At 61.5% G+C, this 15,147-nt stretch carries 13 protein-coding genes and 1 other RNA gene; all 14 read right to left on the reverse strand.

The genetic code is table 11. The annotated features are described in order from the left end of the window. Nucleotides 1–3: 3 nt before the first annotated feature. Complete coding sequence (locus HX855_RS20035) at nt 4–960, reverse strand: D-alanine--D-alanine ligase (protein ID WP_177084141.1); 957 nt, start codon at nt 958–960, stop codon at nt 4–6. Beyond that, nucleotides 957–2,402 (reverse strand): UDP-N-acetylmuramate--L-alanine ligase, encoded by a 1,446-nt coding sequence (gene murC / locus HX855_RS20040; protein WP_003216219.1) that lies wholly within the window; start codon nt 2,400–2,402, stop codon nt 957–959. Before murC ends, HX855_RS20035 begins: the two co-directional genes overlap by 4 nt. After that, nucleotides 2,395–3,465 (reverse strand): undecaprenyldiphospho-muramoylpentapeptide beta-N-acetylglucosaminyltransferase, encoded by a 1,071-nt coding sequence (gene murG, locus HX855_RS20045; RefSeq protein WP_177084142.1) that lies wholly within the window; start codon nt 3,463–3,465, stop codon nt 2,395–2,397. Before murG ends, murC begins: the two co-directional genes overlap by 8 nt. Continuing rightward, complete coding sequence (gene ftsW, locus HX855_RS20050) at nt 3,455–4,678, reverse strand: putative lipid II flippase FtsW (RefSeq protein ID WP_177084144.1); 1,224 nt, start codon at nt 4,676–4,678, stop codon at nt 3,455–3,457. The genes murG and ftsW overlap by 11 nt, the downstream gene beginning before the upstream one ends. Next, nucleotides 4,675–6,021 (reverse strand): UDP-N-acetylmuramoyl-L-alanine--D-glutamate ligase, encoded by a 1,347-nt coding sequence (gene murD / locus HX855_RS20055; RefSeq protein WP_177084146.1) that lies wholly within the window; start codon nt 6,019–6,021, stop codon nt 4,675–4,677. Before murD ends, ftsW begins: the two co-directional genes overlap by 4 nt. Before the next feature lie 6 nt (nt 6,022–6,027). Then, on the reverse strand, nt 6,028–7,110 hold the full coding sequence (mraY, locus tag HX855_RS20060; RefSeq protein WP_094951289.1) for a phospho-N-acetylmuramoyl-pentapeptide-transferase: 1,083 nt from the start codon (nt 7,108–7,110) through the stop codon (nt 6,028–6,030). Then, nucleotides 7,110–8,480 (reverse strand): UDP-N-acetylmuramoyl-tripeptide--D-alanyl-D-alanine ligase, encoded by a 1,371-nt coding sequence (gene murF / locus HX855_RS20065; RefSeq protein ID WP_177084148.1) that lies wholly within the window; start codon nt 8,478–8,480, stop codon nt 7,110–7,112. Before murF ends, mraY begins: the two co-directional genes overlap by 1 nt. After that, nucleotides 8,473–9,936, reverse strand: a complete 1,464-nt coding sequence (locus HX855_RS20070; protein ID WP_177084150.1) for a UDP-N-acetylmuramoyl-L-alanyl-D-glutamate--2,6-diaminopimelate ligase — start codon at nt 9,934–9,936, stop codon at nt 8,473–8,475. The genes murF and HX855_RS20070 overlap by 8 nt, the downstream gene beginning before the upstream one ends. Beyond that, nucleotides 9,936–11,678, reverse strand: coding sequence for a penicillin-binding protein 2 (locus HX855_RS20075; protein ID WP_177084413.1), 1,743 nt, complete (start codon nt 11,676–11,678; stop codon nt 9,936–9,938). The genes HX855_RS20070 and HX855_RS20075 overlap by 1 nt, the downstream gene beginning before the upstream one ends. Next, nucleotides 11,678–11,971, reverse strand: a complete 294-nt coding sequence (gene ftsL, locus HX855_RS20080) for a cell division protein FtsL (RefSeq protein WP_016974244.1) — start codon at nt 11,969–11,971, stop codon at nt 11,678–11,680. Before ftsL ends, HX855_RS20075 begins: the two co-directional genes overlap by 1 nt. After that, nucleotides 11,968–12,915 carry a 16S rRNA (cytosine(1402)-N(4))-methyltransferase RsmH gene (gene rsmH / locus HX855_RS20085; RefSeq protein ID WP_375140088.1) on the reverse strand — a complete coding sequence of 316 codons (948 nt, stop codon included), beginning with the start codon at nt 12,913–12,915 and terminating at the stop codon, nt 11,968–11,970. The genes ftsL and rsmH overlap by 4 nt, the downstream gene beginning before the upstream one ends. Further along, the gene (gene mraZ, locus HX855_RS20090) at nt 12,912–13,367 is read right to left on the reverse strand and encodes a division/cell wall cluster transcriptional repressor MraZ (protein ID WP_003171868.1); all 456 of its coding nucleotides are present in this window, start codon (nt 13,365–13,367) and stop codon (nt 12,912–12,914) included. The genes rsmH and mraZ overlap by 4 nt, the downstream gene beginning before the upstream one ends. 355 nt (nt 13,368–13,722) lie before the next feature. Beyond that, an RNA gene (gene rnpB / locus HX855_RS20095) (RNase P RNA component class A) lies at nt 13,723–14,076 on the reverse strand. Nucleotides 14,077–14,171: 95 nt separating this feature from the next. Continuing rightward, nucleotides 14,172–15,077, reverse strand: a complete 906-nt coding sequence (gene rsmI / locus HX855_RS20100) for a 16S rRNA (cytidine(1402)-2'-O)-methyltransferase (protein ID WP_177084152.1) — start codon at nt 15,075–15,077, stop codon at nt 14,172–14,174. Nucleotides 15,078–15,147 lie beyond the last annotated feature (70 nt).

The following is a 15,147-nucleotide window of genomic DNA, read 5'->3' on the forward strand; positions in this document are numbered from 1 at the left end:
GTCTTAGCCTCTAGGCTCAATGCTTGCTGCCAGGATCGCCAGCACCAACTGCTGGAAATCCAGACCGGCGGCACGAGCGGCCATGGGTACCAGGCTATGGTCGGTCATCCCGGGTGCGGTGTTGACTTCAAGGAACCAGAAATGCCCTTGGTCATCCTGCATCACGTCTGCCCGCGCCCAACCGGCGATACCCAGCGCCTCACAGGCTTTCGCCGTGAGGTCCATCAATTCCTGTTCCTTGGTTGCGTCGAGGCCGCACGGGATCCGGTACTGGGTATCGGAAGCCACATACTTGGCGTCGTAGTCGTAAAAGGTGTGGGGCGTGCCCAATGCGATAGGCGGCAATACCTGGCCACGCAGCGTAGCGATGGTGAACTCGGGACCTTGAATCCACTGTTCCACCAACACTTGCGAATCGTAGGTACTGGCCGCTTTCCATGCGTCAATCAATTCGGCGGCTGAGTTCACTTTAGCCATGCCGATACTGGAGCCTTCATGGGCTGGTTTGACGATCAAAGGGAGGCCCAGTTCCTTGGCTGCAGAAATACAATCGTCTTCGCTGCACAGCACGCTGTGACGCGGGGTCGGAATACCCAGGCTGTGCCACACCTGTTTGGTGCGCAACTTGTCCATGGCCAGTGCCGAAGCCAGGATGCCGCTGCCGGTGTACGGAATGCCCAGGCACTCCAGCAGGCCTTGCATGCTGCCGTCTTCACCGCCACGGCCATGAAGAATGATGAAGGCGCGGTCGATCTTCTCGGCCTGCAGGCGCGACAGGAAGTCATCGCCCACGTCGATACCGAACGCATTCACGCCCGCGCTCTGCAACGCTTCCAGCACGGCGTTGCCGGACTTCAGCGACACTTCACGCTCAGCGCTCTTGCCACCGAACAGCACCGCCACGCGGCCGAAGTCGGCGGGTTGGATCGTGGAGAACAGGGAGCCGTAGTCAGTGGTCATTTGGACTTCCCCTGCGCAGCGGCAAACAGCGGGCTTGCCAGCAATTTAGGCGCGAGACCACCGATATCACCGGCACCCTGGCACAGCAGAATGTCGCCGGCACGCAGCAGCGGCTTGACGATCGGTGCGAGGTCCACACCGCGCTCGATGTAGATCGGGTCCAACTGGCCACGTTGACGGATGCTGTTGCACAGCTTGCGGCTGTCGGCCCCCGGGATCGGTTCTTCACCGGCGGGGTAGACCTCCATCAGCAACAGCACGTTGGCGTCAGCCAGTACATTGACGAAATCGTCGTACAGGTCGCGGGTACGGCTGTAGCGATGCGGCTGGTACACCATCACCAGGCGACGCTCCGGCCAGCCACCGCGTACGGCCTTGATCACCGCTGCGACTTCGGTCGGGTGATGACCGTAGTCGTCCACCAGCATTACGTTGCCGCCGTCCACCGGCAGTTCGCCGTAGACCTGGAAGCGACGCCCCACACCGGCAAAACCCGACAGGCCTTCAACGATGGCTTCATCGCTGACGCCTTCGTCGGAGGCGATGCAGATGGTTGCCAGGGAGTTGAGTACGTTGTGGTTGCCCGGCATGTTCACCGAAACATCCAGCGGCTCGCGGTCAGGGCGCAACACGGTGAAGAAGGTCTGCATGCCCTGCTGGCGCACATTGATCGCACGCACGTCGCAGTCTTCGCTGAAGCCGTAGGTCACGGTCGGACGCTTGACCAGCGGCAGGATTTCACGCACCACCGGATCGTCCAGGCACACCACGGCCAAACCGTAGAACGGCAGGTTGTGCAGGAACTCGACGAAGGTTTTCTTCAGTTTGTTGAAGTCACCGTCGTAGGTCGCCATGTGGTCGGCGTCGATGTTGGTCACCACGGCCACCAGCGGTTGCAGGTGCAGGAAGCTGGCGTCGCTTTCATCGGCTTCGGCGATCAGGTAACGGCTGGTGCCCAGTTGTGCATTGGTGCCGGCTGCATTCAGGCGGCCTCCGATGACGAACGTCGGGTCCAGGCCACCGGCCGCGAACACCGAGGCGATCAGGCTGGTGGTGGTGGTTTTGCCGTGGGTACCGGCGACGGCGATGCCGTGGCGGTAGCGCATCAGCTCTGCCAGCATCTCGGCGCGCGGCACCACCGGAATACGGCGTTCAAGGGCCGTGGCCACTTCCGGGTTGGAGGTGTTCACGGCACTGGAGACCACCAGCACGTCGGCTTCGGCAGCGTTCTCGGCGCGGTGGCCGATAAAGATTTTGGCGCCAAACGATTCCAGGCGCTCGGTGACCGGCGACATTTTCAGGTCGGAGCCGGACACCTGGTAACCCAGGTTCAGCAACACTTCAGCGATGCCGCACATGCCCACGCCGCCGATACCGACGAAGTGGATGCGACGGATGCGGCGCATTTCCGGTTGTGGCATGGCTTTCTGATTCTCAACCATGGGCCACCTCCAGGCAGATATCGACCACGGTGCGAGTTGCGTCAGGTTTGGCCAGGCGGCTTGCGGTGCTCGCCATGCTGTTCAGTCGTTCCGGTTGCATCAAAACCTCGGTCAGGCGTGCAGCCAAATCGGCGGCGCCAGTCGTTCTTTGCGGCAGCAGGAAGGCAGCGCCCTCCCCGGCCAAATATTCGGCGTTGCGGGTCTGGTGATCGTCGATGGCGTGGGGCAGAGGCACCAGCAAGGACGGCAGACCGGCGGCGGCCAGTTCACTGACGGTCAGCGCACCTGCGCGACAGACCACCAGGTCGGCCCAGCCATAGGCTTGGGCCATGTCTTTGATGAAGGGCTGTACATTCGCCTCGACGCCAGCATCGCGATAGCGCGTGGCGGTCACTTCATCGTGGTTCTTGCCGGCCTGATGGAAGATCTCGGGGCGCAGCTCCTCGGGGAGTTGCGCCACCGCTTCAGGCAGCAATTTGTTCAAGGGCTCGGCGCCCAGGCTTCCGCCCAGGATCAACAGGTGAGCCTTGCGACCGGCCAATGGCTGGCGGGCAATGTCCATGAACAGTTCGGTACGCACCGGGTTGCCGGTGGTGCGCAGTTTGTCCGCAGCACCAAAGGTCTTCGGGAAGGCCTCGCACACCCGGGCAGCCAACGGCACCAGCAGACGGTTGGCGGTGCCGGCCACGGCGTTCTGCTCGTGCACGATCACCGGCACGCCGGCGAGCTTTGCCGCGACACCACCAGGGCCGGTCACGTAACCACCAAAGCCCAGCGCACACACTGGCTTCACTTCACGGATCACCTTGCGCGCCTGCCATACGGCCTTGAGCAACACGAACGGCGCCTTGAGCAGGGACAACTTGCCCTTGCCACGCAAGCCGGTGACGTTGATCAAATGCAGGGGCAAGCCGGCATTCGGGACCAAATCATTTTCAATGCCACGGGGCGTGCCAAGCCAATGCACGGTGTAGCCACGGCTCTGGAACTCACGGGCGCAGGCCAGCGCCGGGAACACGTGGCCACCGGTGCCGCCTGCCATGATCAGCACGTTAGCGCCCATGGTTCGGCTCCTCGGCGAAGTCGCTTTCGCTGAACTCCATCTCTTCGCTGCCCAGGTGGGTTCGACTCTCCCACTCGATGCGCAGCAATAACCCGAGACAGGCGCAGCAAATCACCAACGAACTGCCGCCGTAACTGAGGAACGGCAAGGTCAGGCCCTTGGTCGGCAGCAAGCCGACGTTCACCCCGATGTTGATCAGGAACTGGCCGATCCACAGGAACGACAAGCCGTACGCCACGTACGCGGCAAAATATTGCTTGGCCTTTTCGGCCCACAAGCCGATGTACATGCCGCGTACACACACGAACACAAACAGCGCGACGGTGCACAGCGAACCGACCACGCCCAGCTCTTCAGCGAGTACCGAGAACACGAAGTCAGTGTGGGCTTCCGGCAGGTAGAACTGCTTCTGCACGCTGTTGCCCAGGCCCACGCCCAGCCACTCGCCGCGACCGAAGGCGATCAGCGCCTGGGTCAACTGGTAGCCGGAACCGAACTGATCGGACCACGGGTCGGTAAAGGTAATCAGACGGGCCATCCGGTAGGGTTGCGCCTGCACCAGAATCGTCACCGCGGCCACCGCCAGCACCACCATCAAGGTGAAGCGGAACAGGCCCACGCCACCGAGGAACAGCATCGCTGCCGCCGCCCCCATCATCACGACGGTGGCACCGAAGTCCGGCTCCATCAGCAACAGGCCGGCCATGGGCAGCAGCACGATGAACGGCTTGAAGAAGCCCATCCAGCTTTCGCGTACTTCTTTCTGACGTCGCACCAGGTAACCGGCGAGGTAGATCACCACGAACACCTTGGCGATTTCCGACGGCTGCACGTTGAACGCACCGAAGCCGATCCAGCGCATCGAGCCGTTCACCTCACGCCCGATGCCGGGCAGGATCACCATGATCAGCAGACCGAACGCGCCCACCAGCATCAGCCAACCCAGGCGCTGCCAGGTGGCAATCGGGATCATCATGGTGACGATGCACGCACCCAGGCCAATCACCAGGTACACCAGGTGGCGGATCATCATGTAAAGGGTGTTGCCCGACTGCACCGCAGCCACTTCCGAGGACGCCGAGGTGATCATCACCAGCCCCAGGCCCAGCAGCGCGAGGCAACCGGCGAGCATCGGGAAATCCAGGTCGACCCCGCGCCCGGTGATGATCGGCGATGGGTACGGCTTGATGATGTTGCGGAAATTGATACTCATGCCAAGGCCTCCACGGCGCGGGCGAACAGCTGGCCACGCTCTTCGTAGTTCTTGAACATGTCGAAACTGGCGCAGGCAGGCGACAGCAGCACCACATCACCCGGCTGGGCCAGGGCTTTGGAGTGGGCGATGGCGTCGTCCAAGGATTGCGCGCGCACCTGGGGCACGGCATCGCCCAAGGCATCGGCGATCAAACCGGAATCACGGCCCATCAACACCACGGCGCGGCAATTGGCAGCGACCGGGCCTTTAAGGTCCTTGAAGTCGGCGCCCTTGCCGTCGCCACCGGCGATCAGCACGACCTTGCCTTGAATATCAGCCCCCAAACCTTCGATGGCAGCAAGCGCCGCACCGACGTTGGTGGCCTTGGAATCGTTGTAATAGCCGACGCCATCCAGGTCACGCACCCACTGGCAGCGATGCTCAAGCCCGGCGAAGGTGCGCAGGGCCGACAGCATGGCGTCGAACGGCAAACCCACCGCATGACCGAGGGCCAGCGCCGCCAGGGCATTGGCCTGGTTGTGGGCACCACGGATTTTCAGTTCGCGAACGGGCATCAGGTTCTGGAATTCGAAGGCCAGGTATTTCTCGCCGTTCTCCTCCCGAAGGCCGAACGCCTTGAAGTCAGGTTTGTTCAGGCCGAAGGTCCAGCACGGCAAGCCTTCGCCGATCAGCGGACGGCTCAGGGCATCCTGGCGGTTGACCACCACTTGCCGTGCGCCACGGAAGATCCGGTGCTTGGCCAGGTGATACGCCGGCAGGCCGCTGTAGCGGTCCATGTGGTCTTCGCTGACATTCAGCACGGTGGCCACTTCAGCGTTGAGCTGGTCGGTGGTTTCCAGCTGGAAGCTCGACAGTTCCATCACGTACAGCTCGACGTCGTCGCTGAGCAGGTCCAGCGCCGGCGTACCAAGGTTGCCGCCCACCGCCACACGCTTGCCGGCCGCAGCCGCCATCTCGCCCACCAGGGTGGTGACGGTGCTTTTTGCATTGGAACCGCTGATGGCCACGATCGGCGCCTTCGCGTTACGCGCAAACAGCTCGATATCGCCGGACAACTTCACGCCACGGGCCGCAGCCGCTTGCAAAGCCGGGGTCGCCAGGGCCAGGCCGGGGCTCACGTAAAGCTCGTCGGCACGGCACAGAAACTCGACATCCAAGTCGCCACAACGCACTTCCACGTGCGGGTAGTCACGGCGCAGCGTGACCAGCTCCGGTGGATTTTCCCGCGTATCGGCCACGGCGAACGACGTGCCCCGGTTCGCCAGGAAGCGAACCAGGGACATGCCGCTCTTGCCGAGGCCGACAACGATGCGGAAGTGGTCTGAAGCGATCAGGGACACTCGTTTCTACCTCAGTTTCAGGGTGGCAAGGCCGACCAGGACCAGAATCACGGTGATGATCCAGAAACGGACAATCACCCGCGGCTCGGGCCAGCCCTTGAGTTCAAAGTGGTGGTGAATCGGCGCCATGCGGAACACGCGGCGCCCGGTCAATTTGAAGGAGGCAACCTGGATCACCACCGACAGGGTTTCCATCACGAACACGCCGCCCATGATGAACAGGACGATTTCCTGGCGGACGATCACCGCGATGGTGCCCAGGGCCGCGCCCAGCGCCAGCGCGCCGACGTCGCCCATGAAGACTTGTGCCGGATAGGTGTTGAACCACAGGAAACCGAGGCCAGCACCGATCAACGCGCCGCAGAACACAATCAATTCACCCGCGCCCGGGACATACGGGATCAGCAGGTATTCCGCGAATTTCACGTTACCCGACAGGTAGCAGAAGATGCCGAGCGCGCCGCCCACCATCACCGTCGGCATGATCGCCAGGCCGTCGAGGCCATCTGTCAGGTTGACCGCATTGCTGGAGCCAACGATCACAAAGTAGGTCAGCACCACGAAACCAATACCCAGTGGAATGCTGGCGTCCTTGAGCATCGGGATGATCAGGGTGGTTTCCACCGCGCTTGGCGCCGTCGTATAGAGGAAGATCGCCGCGCCGAGACCGAACACCGATTGCCAGAAATACTTCCAGCGGCTTGGCAGCCCCTTGGAGTTCTTCTCGATCACCTTGCGGTAGTCATCGACCCAGCCGATGGCGCCGAACAACAGAGTCACCAGCAACACGGTCCAGACATAGCGGTTATGCAGGTCGGCCCACAGCAGCGTACTGATGCCGATGGACGACAGGATCAGCGCGCCGCCCATGGTGGGTGTGCCGGATTTGGACAGGTGCGACTGCGGGCCGTCGTTGCGCACGGACTGGCCGATCTGCAGGCTTTGCAGGGTGCGGATCATCCATGGCCCCAGGAACAGCGACAACGACAACGCGGTCAGCACACCCAGAATCCCGCGCAGGGTCAGGTACTGAAAGACCGCGAAGCCTTTGTGGAACTGTTGCAGATACTCAGCCAGCAGCAGCAGCATTAATGTTTCTCCGTACTTGAGCCACACAAGGCGGCGACGACGTTTTCCATCACCGCGCTGCGCGATCCCTTGATCAAAATAGTGGTGTGTTTGTCTTGTTCGGTCGCGCTCAGCGCCTGGATCAGTTCGGCCTGGCTGGCGAAATGCCTGGCGCCCGGCCCGAAGGTATCCACGGCGTGAAGCATGTTCGGCCCAACGGCGTACAGGGCATCGACCTTGCCGGCGGCATACGTGCCGACTTCACGGTGAGACTGTTCGGCCCACTCGCCCAATTCGGCGATGTCCCCCAGCACCAGCACCTTGCGACCGTCGAAACCGGTCAGCAGGTCGATGGCGGCGCAGATGGAAGACTGGTTGGCGTTGTAGGTGTCATCGATCACGCGCATGCCGTTGCTGGCCAGTTGCGCGACGGTGCGCCCCTTGACCGGTTGCACGGCGCCAAGGCCGGTGGCAATGCCGAACAACGACACCCCCAGCACATGGGCGGCGGCGGCGGCGGCCAGGGCGTTGGCGACGTTATGGTTGCCCAGCAGGTTCAGTTGTACGTGCTCATCACCTTGCGGAGTGTGCAGGGTGAAGGCCGGGCAGCCACGGGCGTCGACCGTAATATTCGACGCGTGGAAATCGGCAGCGGCGTTGTGTACCGCGAAGCTCAGGACGTGGCGACCGGCGGCGCGTACACGCCAGGTTTCAAAGGCCTTGTCGTCGAGGTTGAGCACGGCCGTGCCGGATGCATCGAGACCCTCAAGGATTTCGCCCTTGGCTTCAACGATCTTTTCAGGGCCACCGAACTCGCCCACGTGGGCGGTGCCAGCGTTGTTGATCACCGCAACGTGAGGCTTGGTCATGGCCACGGTGTAGGCGATTTCGCCGATACGCGAAGCCCCCAACTCGATCACGGCGGCCGTGTGTTCCGGAGCCAGTTCAAGCAGGGTCAGCGGAGCGCCGAAGTCATTGTTCAGGTTACCGCGAGTGGCCAGGACCGGGCCGCGCGTGCGCAGGATGCCGGCCAGCAATTCTTTCACGGTGGTTTTGCCGCTGGAGCCGGTGATCGCTGCCAAAGGCTGGGTGAACGCCGCGCGATTCAAGGCACCCAGCTGGCCGAGGGCCAGGCGGGTATCGGCTACCAGCAACTGCGGCAGCGTCGAGTCAGCGACTTTGCGCTGCACCAAGGCACCGACAGCGCCTTTGGCAGCAACGTCGTTCAGGTAGTTATGGCCATCAAAACTCGGGCCGGCCAAGGCAACAAACAGTTGCCCGGGCTTGATCGTCCGGCTGTCGATGCTTACGCCGTCAAAGCTGCAATCCGCCGACAAAACGCGGGCCGACAGCGCTTGAGTCAGTTCGCTGAACTTAAGCGCCTTAAGCATGGGCCACCTCCCATGCGGTCAGGGCGTGATCGGCCTCGACCAGATCGGAGAAGGCATGGCGTTCGCCGTTGATTTCCTGGTAGTCCTCGTGGCCTTTACCGGCCAGCACCACCACGTCGTCAGCGCTGGCGCTGGCGATCAATTGGGCGATGGCTGCACCGCGGCCGGCAACGAAGGTCACGCTGGAGACGTCGGTAAACCCTGCACGGATATCGTCGAAAATCCGGCTTGGCTCTTCGCTGCGCGGGTTGTCGTCGGTGACGAGCACACCGTCGGCCAGGCGTTCGACGATTTCAGCCATCAGCGGGCGCTTGCCGCGATCGCGGTCACCGCCACAGCCGAACAGGCACAGCAGCTTGCCCTTGGCGTGGGGACGCAGGGCTTGCAGGATTTTTTCCAGAGCGTCTGGCGTGTGAGCGTAATCGACCACCACCAGCGGCTGAGTACCGCCGCCAAGGCGCTGCATGCGACCGGCCGGGCCTTCCAGCTTCGGCAGCACGCGCAGGATTTCATCCAGGGCGTAATCCAGGCCGAGCAAGGCGCCGACGGCCGCCAATACATTGCTCAGGTTGAAACGCCCGAGCAAGGTGCTGCGCAAATGGTGCTCGCCCTGGGGCGTAACCAGGGTGGCGCGCACGCCTTCGTCATCGAAGGTGGCTTCACGGCAATACAGGTAGGCGCTGGAATCTTCCAGGCTGTAGCTGATCAGGCGGCCATCACCCTTGGCGGCGGCCAGCTGGCGACCGAATTCGTCGTCCAGGTTGACCACGCGACACTTCAGGTCATTCCAGGCAAACAGCCGGGCCTTGGTGGCAGCGTACGCCTCCATGGTGCCGTGGTAATCCAGGTGATCGCGGGACAGGTTGGTCATCACTGCCACGTCGAACGCCAGGGCGGTCACGCGGCCTTGGTCCAGGCCGTGGGAGGAGACTTCCATGGCAACCGCCTTGGCGCCAGCCTTTTTCAGGTCGGCCAGGGTCGCTTGCACGGCAATCGGGTTAGGCGTGGTGTGCAGGCCGCTTTCCAGCGCACCATAGAAGCCGGTGCCCAGGGTGCCGACGATGCCGCAGTGCTGGCCCAGCAGGTCAAGCGCCTGGGCGACCAGTTGGGTCACGCTGGTCTTCCCGTTGGTGCCGGTCACGCCTACGAGGTTCAGGGTGCGGCTCGGGTCGCCATAAAAGCGCCCGGCGATGTCCGACAGTTGCGCCGCCAGGCCCTTGACCGGAATCAGGGGCACGTCGGTGATCGGCAACACGGTGGCGCCTTCCACTTCATAGGCCACTGCCGCGGCGCCGCGCTTCAATGCATCGGCGATATGGTCACGGCCGTCGAACTTGCCGCCCGGCACGGCCAGGAACAGGTCGCCGGCTCGCACGTTACGGCTGTCCAGGGTCAACTCGCGAATCAGCAGATCGCGGCCAGCGTGGGCAAAAATCTTGTTCAGGCTAAGAGACATCAGCCGCGCCCTCCATTGGCTTTTGCAGCAGCGGCCGGCGGTCCGGCGTTCGCTTGTTGGGTATCCGGCAGGTTGTCCGGCGTGATGTTCATCAGGCGCAACGTCCCGGACATCACCTTGCTGAACACCGGTGCCGATACCAGGCCGCCGAAGTAGCCGGCTTTGCTCGGCTCATCAATAACCACAACGATGGCGTAACGCGGATCGCTCATCGGGCCGAAGCCTGCGAACAGCGAACGGTAGGAGTTTTCGGCGTAGCCCTTGGTGCCCACGGCGGTTTTACGTGCGGTACCGGACTTGCCTGCCACGTGATACGCCGGCACCTTGGCACGGAATACACCGCGCGGCGCTTCGATCACTTGTTCCAACATGCCCTGCATGGTCTTGGCGACGTTTTCCGGGATCACCTGGGTCGATGGCGGTGCCTCGTCGAGGTGGATCAGGCTCAGCGGCACCATGCGGCCGTTGTTGGCCAATACCGAGAAGGCATGGGCCAGCTGGATGGCGGTCACCGACAGGCCATAACCGTAGGAAAGCGTTGCGGTCTCGGCCTTTTTCCAGTCACGGTAGTTCGGCAGGTTGCCCACACGCTCGCCCGGGAAGTCCAGGCCGGTGGGTTGGCCCAGGCCGACTTTTTGCGCGAGGTGATAGATGGCTTCGCCGCCGATATCGAACGCGACTTTACTCATGCCCACGTTACTGGAGTTGATCAGGATACCTGTCAGATCCAGCACCGGACCTTCGGAGCGAGACACGTCACGAATGGTGTATTTGCCCAACTGCAGGGTGCCCGGGTACACCTCGACCTTGTCGCTGGGCTTCCAGCGACCGGTTTCCAGGGCGGCACTCATGGAGATGGCTTTCATGGTCGAACCCGGCTCGAACACGTCGATCATCGCGCGGTTGCGCATCATCGCCGGTTGCAGGTTGCGACGGTTGTTGGGGTTGTAGGTCGGCTGGTTGACCATGGCCAGAATCTCGCCGGTCTTCACGTCCATGATCACCAGGCTGCCGGCTTTCGCGCCGTTCTCGATGATGGCGTTACGCAGCTCACGGTTGGCCAGGTATTGCAGGCGCAGGTCAATCGACAACGCCAAGGGCTTACCGGCCTTGGCGTTTTTGGTGACCTGGACATCCTTGATCAGTCTGCCGCGCCGATCCTTGATGACCTGTCGTTTGCCGGGAACCCCGGCCAGCCATTCGTCGTAGGCGAGTTCCACACCTTCGCGACCGTGATCATCAATGTCGGTGAAACCCACCATATGGGCGGTGGTTTCGCCGGCAGGGTAGAAACGCCGAAATTCCTCGATGCCGTAGACACCGGGGACTTTAAGATCGAGCACTTGCTGACCTTGTTCGGGGGTCAGGCCGCGAACCAGGTAGATGAATTCTTTATTGGCCTGGGCCTCGAGACGCTCGCTCAGGGCTTTCGGGTCCTGGCCCAGGGCGGCAGCCAGCTCCGGCCACTTGTCCTTGGCGGTCTGCATTTCCTTGGCGTTGGCCCACAGGGTGGTCACCGGGGTACTGACGGCCAGGGGCTCGCCGTTACGGTCGGTGATCAGGCCGCGGTGTGCAGGAATCGGGATATGACGCAGGCTTCGGGCATTGCCCTCGCCGATCAGGAAGTCACGGTCCACCACTTGCAGGTCGATAATCCGCCAGGCAATCGCGCCCACCATCAGTGCCAGCAACCCCAGCACCAAACGGAACCGCCACGGGTAAAGTGCGCCCTCGAGTTTCATCATGGCGCCACCATGCGAACTTCTGCAGCGCCCGGGATGTGCATCTTCAACTGTTCAGTGGCCAGCACTTCGATGCGGCTGTGGGCGGTCCAGGTGCTTTGCTCAAGGATCAACCGACCCCACTCCGCCTGCGCCTTGTCGCGCACGCTCAATTCCCCGTACAGGGTATTGAGCAATTGACGGTTGTAGTGGGCGCTGTAGGACACCGCGATCGCGGACACCAGCACGCCAATAAACAACAGCAACATAAAGAAGCTGCCGCCCGGAAGGGGCTTGGCGAAAAGCTTGCTCACCGCAACTTCTCCGCAACGCGCATGACAGCGCTACGGGCACGTGGGTTGGCCTTGAGTTCGGCTTCGGAAGCGAACTGCGCTTTGCCATGGATTTTGATTTTCGGCACAAAGGCTTCGTAACGTACCGGCAGGTTGCGCGGCAGGTTGTCGGATTCGCCCTTGACCAGACGTCGCATGAACAATTTGACGATGCGGTCTTCCAGGGAGTGGAAGCTGATCACCACCAGGCGACCGCCCACTTCCAGCGCGTCCAGAGCGGCTTCGAGGCCGGCCTCCAGATCACCCAATTCGTTATTGACGTGAATGCGCAGGCCCTGGAACGCACGGGTAGCCGGGTTCTTGCCCTTTTCCCACGCCGGGTTGGCGACTTTCAGCACTTCAGCCAGATCAGCGGTGCGTTCGAACGGCTGGATTTCCCGGCGTTCGACAACGGCGCGCGCCATGCGGCCGGCAAAGCGCTCTTCGCCGTATTCCTTGAACACACGGGTAATTTCTTCATGGGGTGCGGTGGCGATGAACTGCGCAGCACTGACGCCACGGCTGGGGTCCATGCGCATGTCGAGCGGGCCGTCGTTCATGAAACTGAAACCGCGCTCCGGGTCGTCCAGCTGCGGCGAAGAGACGCCCAGGTCCAGCAAAACCCCGGCCACCTTGCCTGCCATGCCACGTTCGGCGACTTCCGCGCCGAGCTCGGCAAAGCTGCGCTGCACAACGACAAAGCGGCCGTCTTCGGCCGCTAGCGCTTGCCCGGTGGCAATCGCTTGAGGGTCTTTGTCGAACCCGAGGAGCTTCCCGTCCGAACCCAGCTGGCTGAGGATCAGCCGACTGTGCCCGCCCCTGCCGAAGGTGCCATCCAAATAGCAGCCATCCGCGCGTACGGCGAGAGCCTCAACGGCTTCGTCAAGCAGTACGGTGATGTGGTTAAAGCCGCTATCAATAGTCACAGGATCAAATCACGCAGTTCATCAGGCATGGCGCCCGGTTGTTGAATAGCAGCCAGGTCAGCTGCAGAAACAGCATCCCAGGCATCTTCGTCCCACAATTGGAACTTGTTCAGTTGGCCTACCAGCATTGCGCGCTTGTCCAGCTTGGCGTATTCGCGCAGACGCGGCGGAACCAGAAAACGACCACTGCCATCGAGTTCGAGGTCGACGGCATTACCAATCAGCAAACGTTGCAGGCGGCGGTTCTCTTCACGCAGCGAAGGCAGTGCACGCAACTTGGTTTCAATCAGCTCCCACTCATCGAGCGGGTAAACACACAAACAAGGGTCAACGGCATCGATGGTGATGATTAACTGTCCGGAACTTCGCGAAATGAGCTCGTCACGATACCGGCTCGGCATGGCGAGACGGCCTTTTGCATCGAGACTGATAGCGTTAGCTCCGCGAAACACAGATGCGTTTCTCCAAATTTTAGCGTTTTACGTCCAAAAAACCCACTTTGTGCCACTTTCCGCCACTTGCGCACACTATAGGAATGCGCCCACCACACCGTCAAGGCGCGGATTCAAGGAAAAGCCTTACAGAACGGAGATTTAGGAAGGTAAAGGGAGGAGAAACGAGAGTTCGACGGCGATTTTGACTCAATAACGCCAAATAGCTCAAAGAGCTAGGGCTTAAAGTTAAAGTAATTTATTAAGAGTAAGATTTTTTCGGTATTACGAAGACGCATCTGCTGATGATTCAGCAGGGAGGGATTCTCGCGTTACTACCAGGTTCCTGCCCGTGATTCGGACAGAAGGAAAAAAGGTGGAGAGTCGATCTGTAAGCCGGGTTCTGTCTTGAACAGTCATTCGTCTACGATGGCCATCACTGGACATCTTTAGCAACCTACCCGGTCCCAGCGCGGGCCACGCCTTGGGACCCTATTTGGTCTTGCTCCAAGTGGGGTTTACCTAGCCACGAACTGTTGCCAGTCGTGCGGTGCGCTCTTACCGCACCTTTTCACCCTTACCGGTACCGAAGTACTTAGGCGGTTATTTTCTGTGGCACTTTCCGTAGGCTCACGCCTCCCAGGCATTACCTGGCACTTCGCCCTATGGAGCCCGGACTTTCCTCCCCCCTCTAATTTTCATAGAAGGCAGCGACTGTCCAATCGACTCTCCGCCGCGCAGGTTAACGGCACGGCGGCGTTAGAACAAGTATTAAAAGACACTAATGCCATCATGTTCAGACGGCGTGCAGGCTGGAACCTGGAACTATTCGCTCTTTTGCTTATCTAGCGCGACTTGATACAGGACGTTCTTGCGCACCCCGGTAATTTCAGCGGCCAGGGCGGCGGCGCGCTTTAATGGCATCTCCTTGAGCAGCAGATCAAGAATGCGCATCGCCTCGCTGCCCACAGCCTCTTCACTTTCCGGCGCCGACCAGCCGGCTACCAGCACTACGCACTCGCCGCGCTGCTGATTACTGTCACCTTCGACAAACGCGCGCAATTCTTCCAGCGGCAGGCCCTTGAGGGTTTCGAAGGTCTTGGTGATTTCGCGGGCCAGCAGGGCCAGACGGTCACCACCGAACACCAACTCCATGTCTTGCAGGCACTCAAGAATGCGGTGGGGGGCCTCGTAGAAGATCAGCGTGCGCGGCTCTTCCTTCACCAACTCCAGGCGAGCCCGGCGCCCGACAGCCTTGGCCGGCAGGAAACCTTCGAAGATAAAACGGTCCGATGGCAAGCCGGCAGCCGACAATGCAGCAATCAGCGCGCACGCTCCCGGAACAGGCACTACATTGATACCTGCGGCCCGCGCCTGGCGAACCAGGTGGTAGCCGGGGTCGGAAATCAGCGGCGTACCCGCATCCGAGATCAACGCCACATCATCGCCCGCCAACAGACGGGTTATAAAACGACTGCCTTCTTCACGCTCGTTATGTTCATGGCAAGCCGCCAGCGGCGTTGGAATGCCAAAATGTTGCATCAACCGCTGGGAGTGCCGAGTGTCTTCGGCGGCGATCAATTTTACGTCGCGCAACACTTTCAGCGCCCGCGCACTGATGTCGTCCAGGTTGCCAATGGGCGTCGCCACGACAAAAAGCGAGCCTGCAGTGGAATTCAAAGGACCTGGAGCAGTCAAAGCGCACACCTCGATGATTGGCAAAAGCCACATTGTAGCGCGTAGACGCCTTGAAAATATGCCCTCCGGGCAGGCTCCATTTCAGCCATCCATAGGGTCCTGC

This window comes from Pseudomonas sp. IPO3778 (assembly GCF_013386825.1).
Classification (GTDB): Bacteria; Pseudomonadota; Gammaproteobacteria; order Pseudomonadales; family Pseudomonadaceae; genus Aquipseudomonas.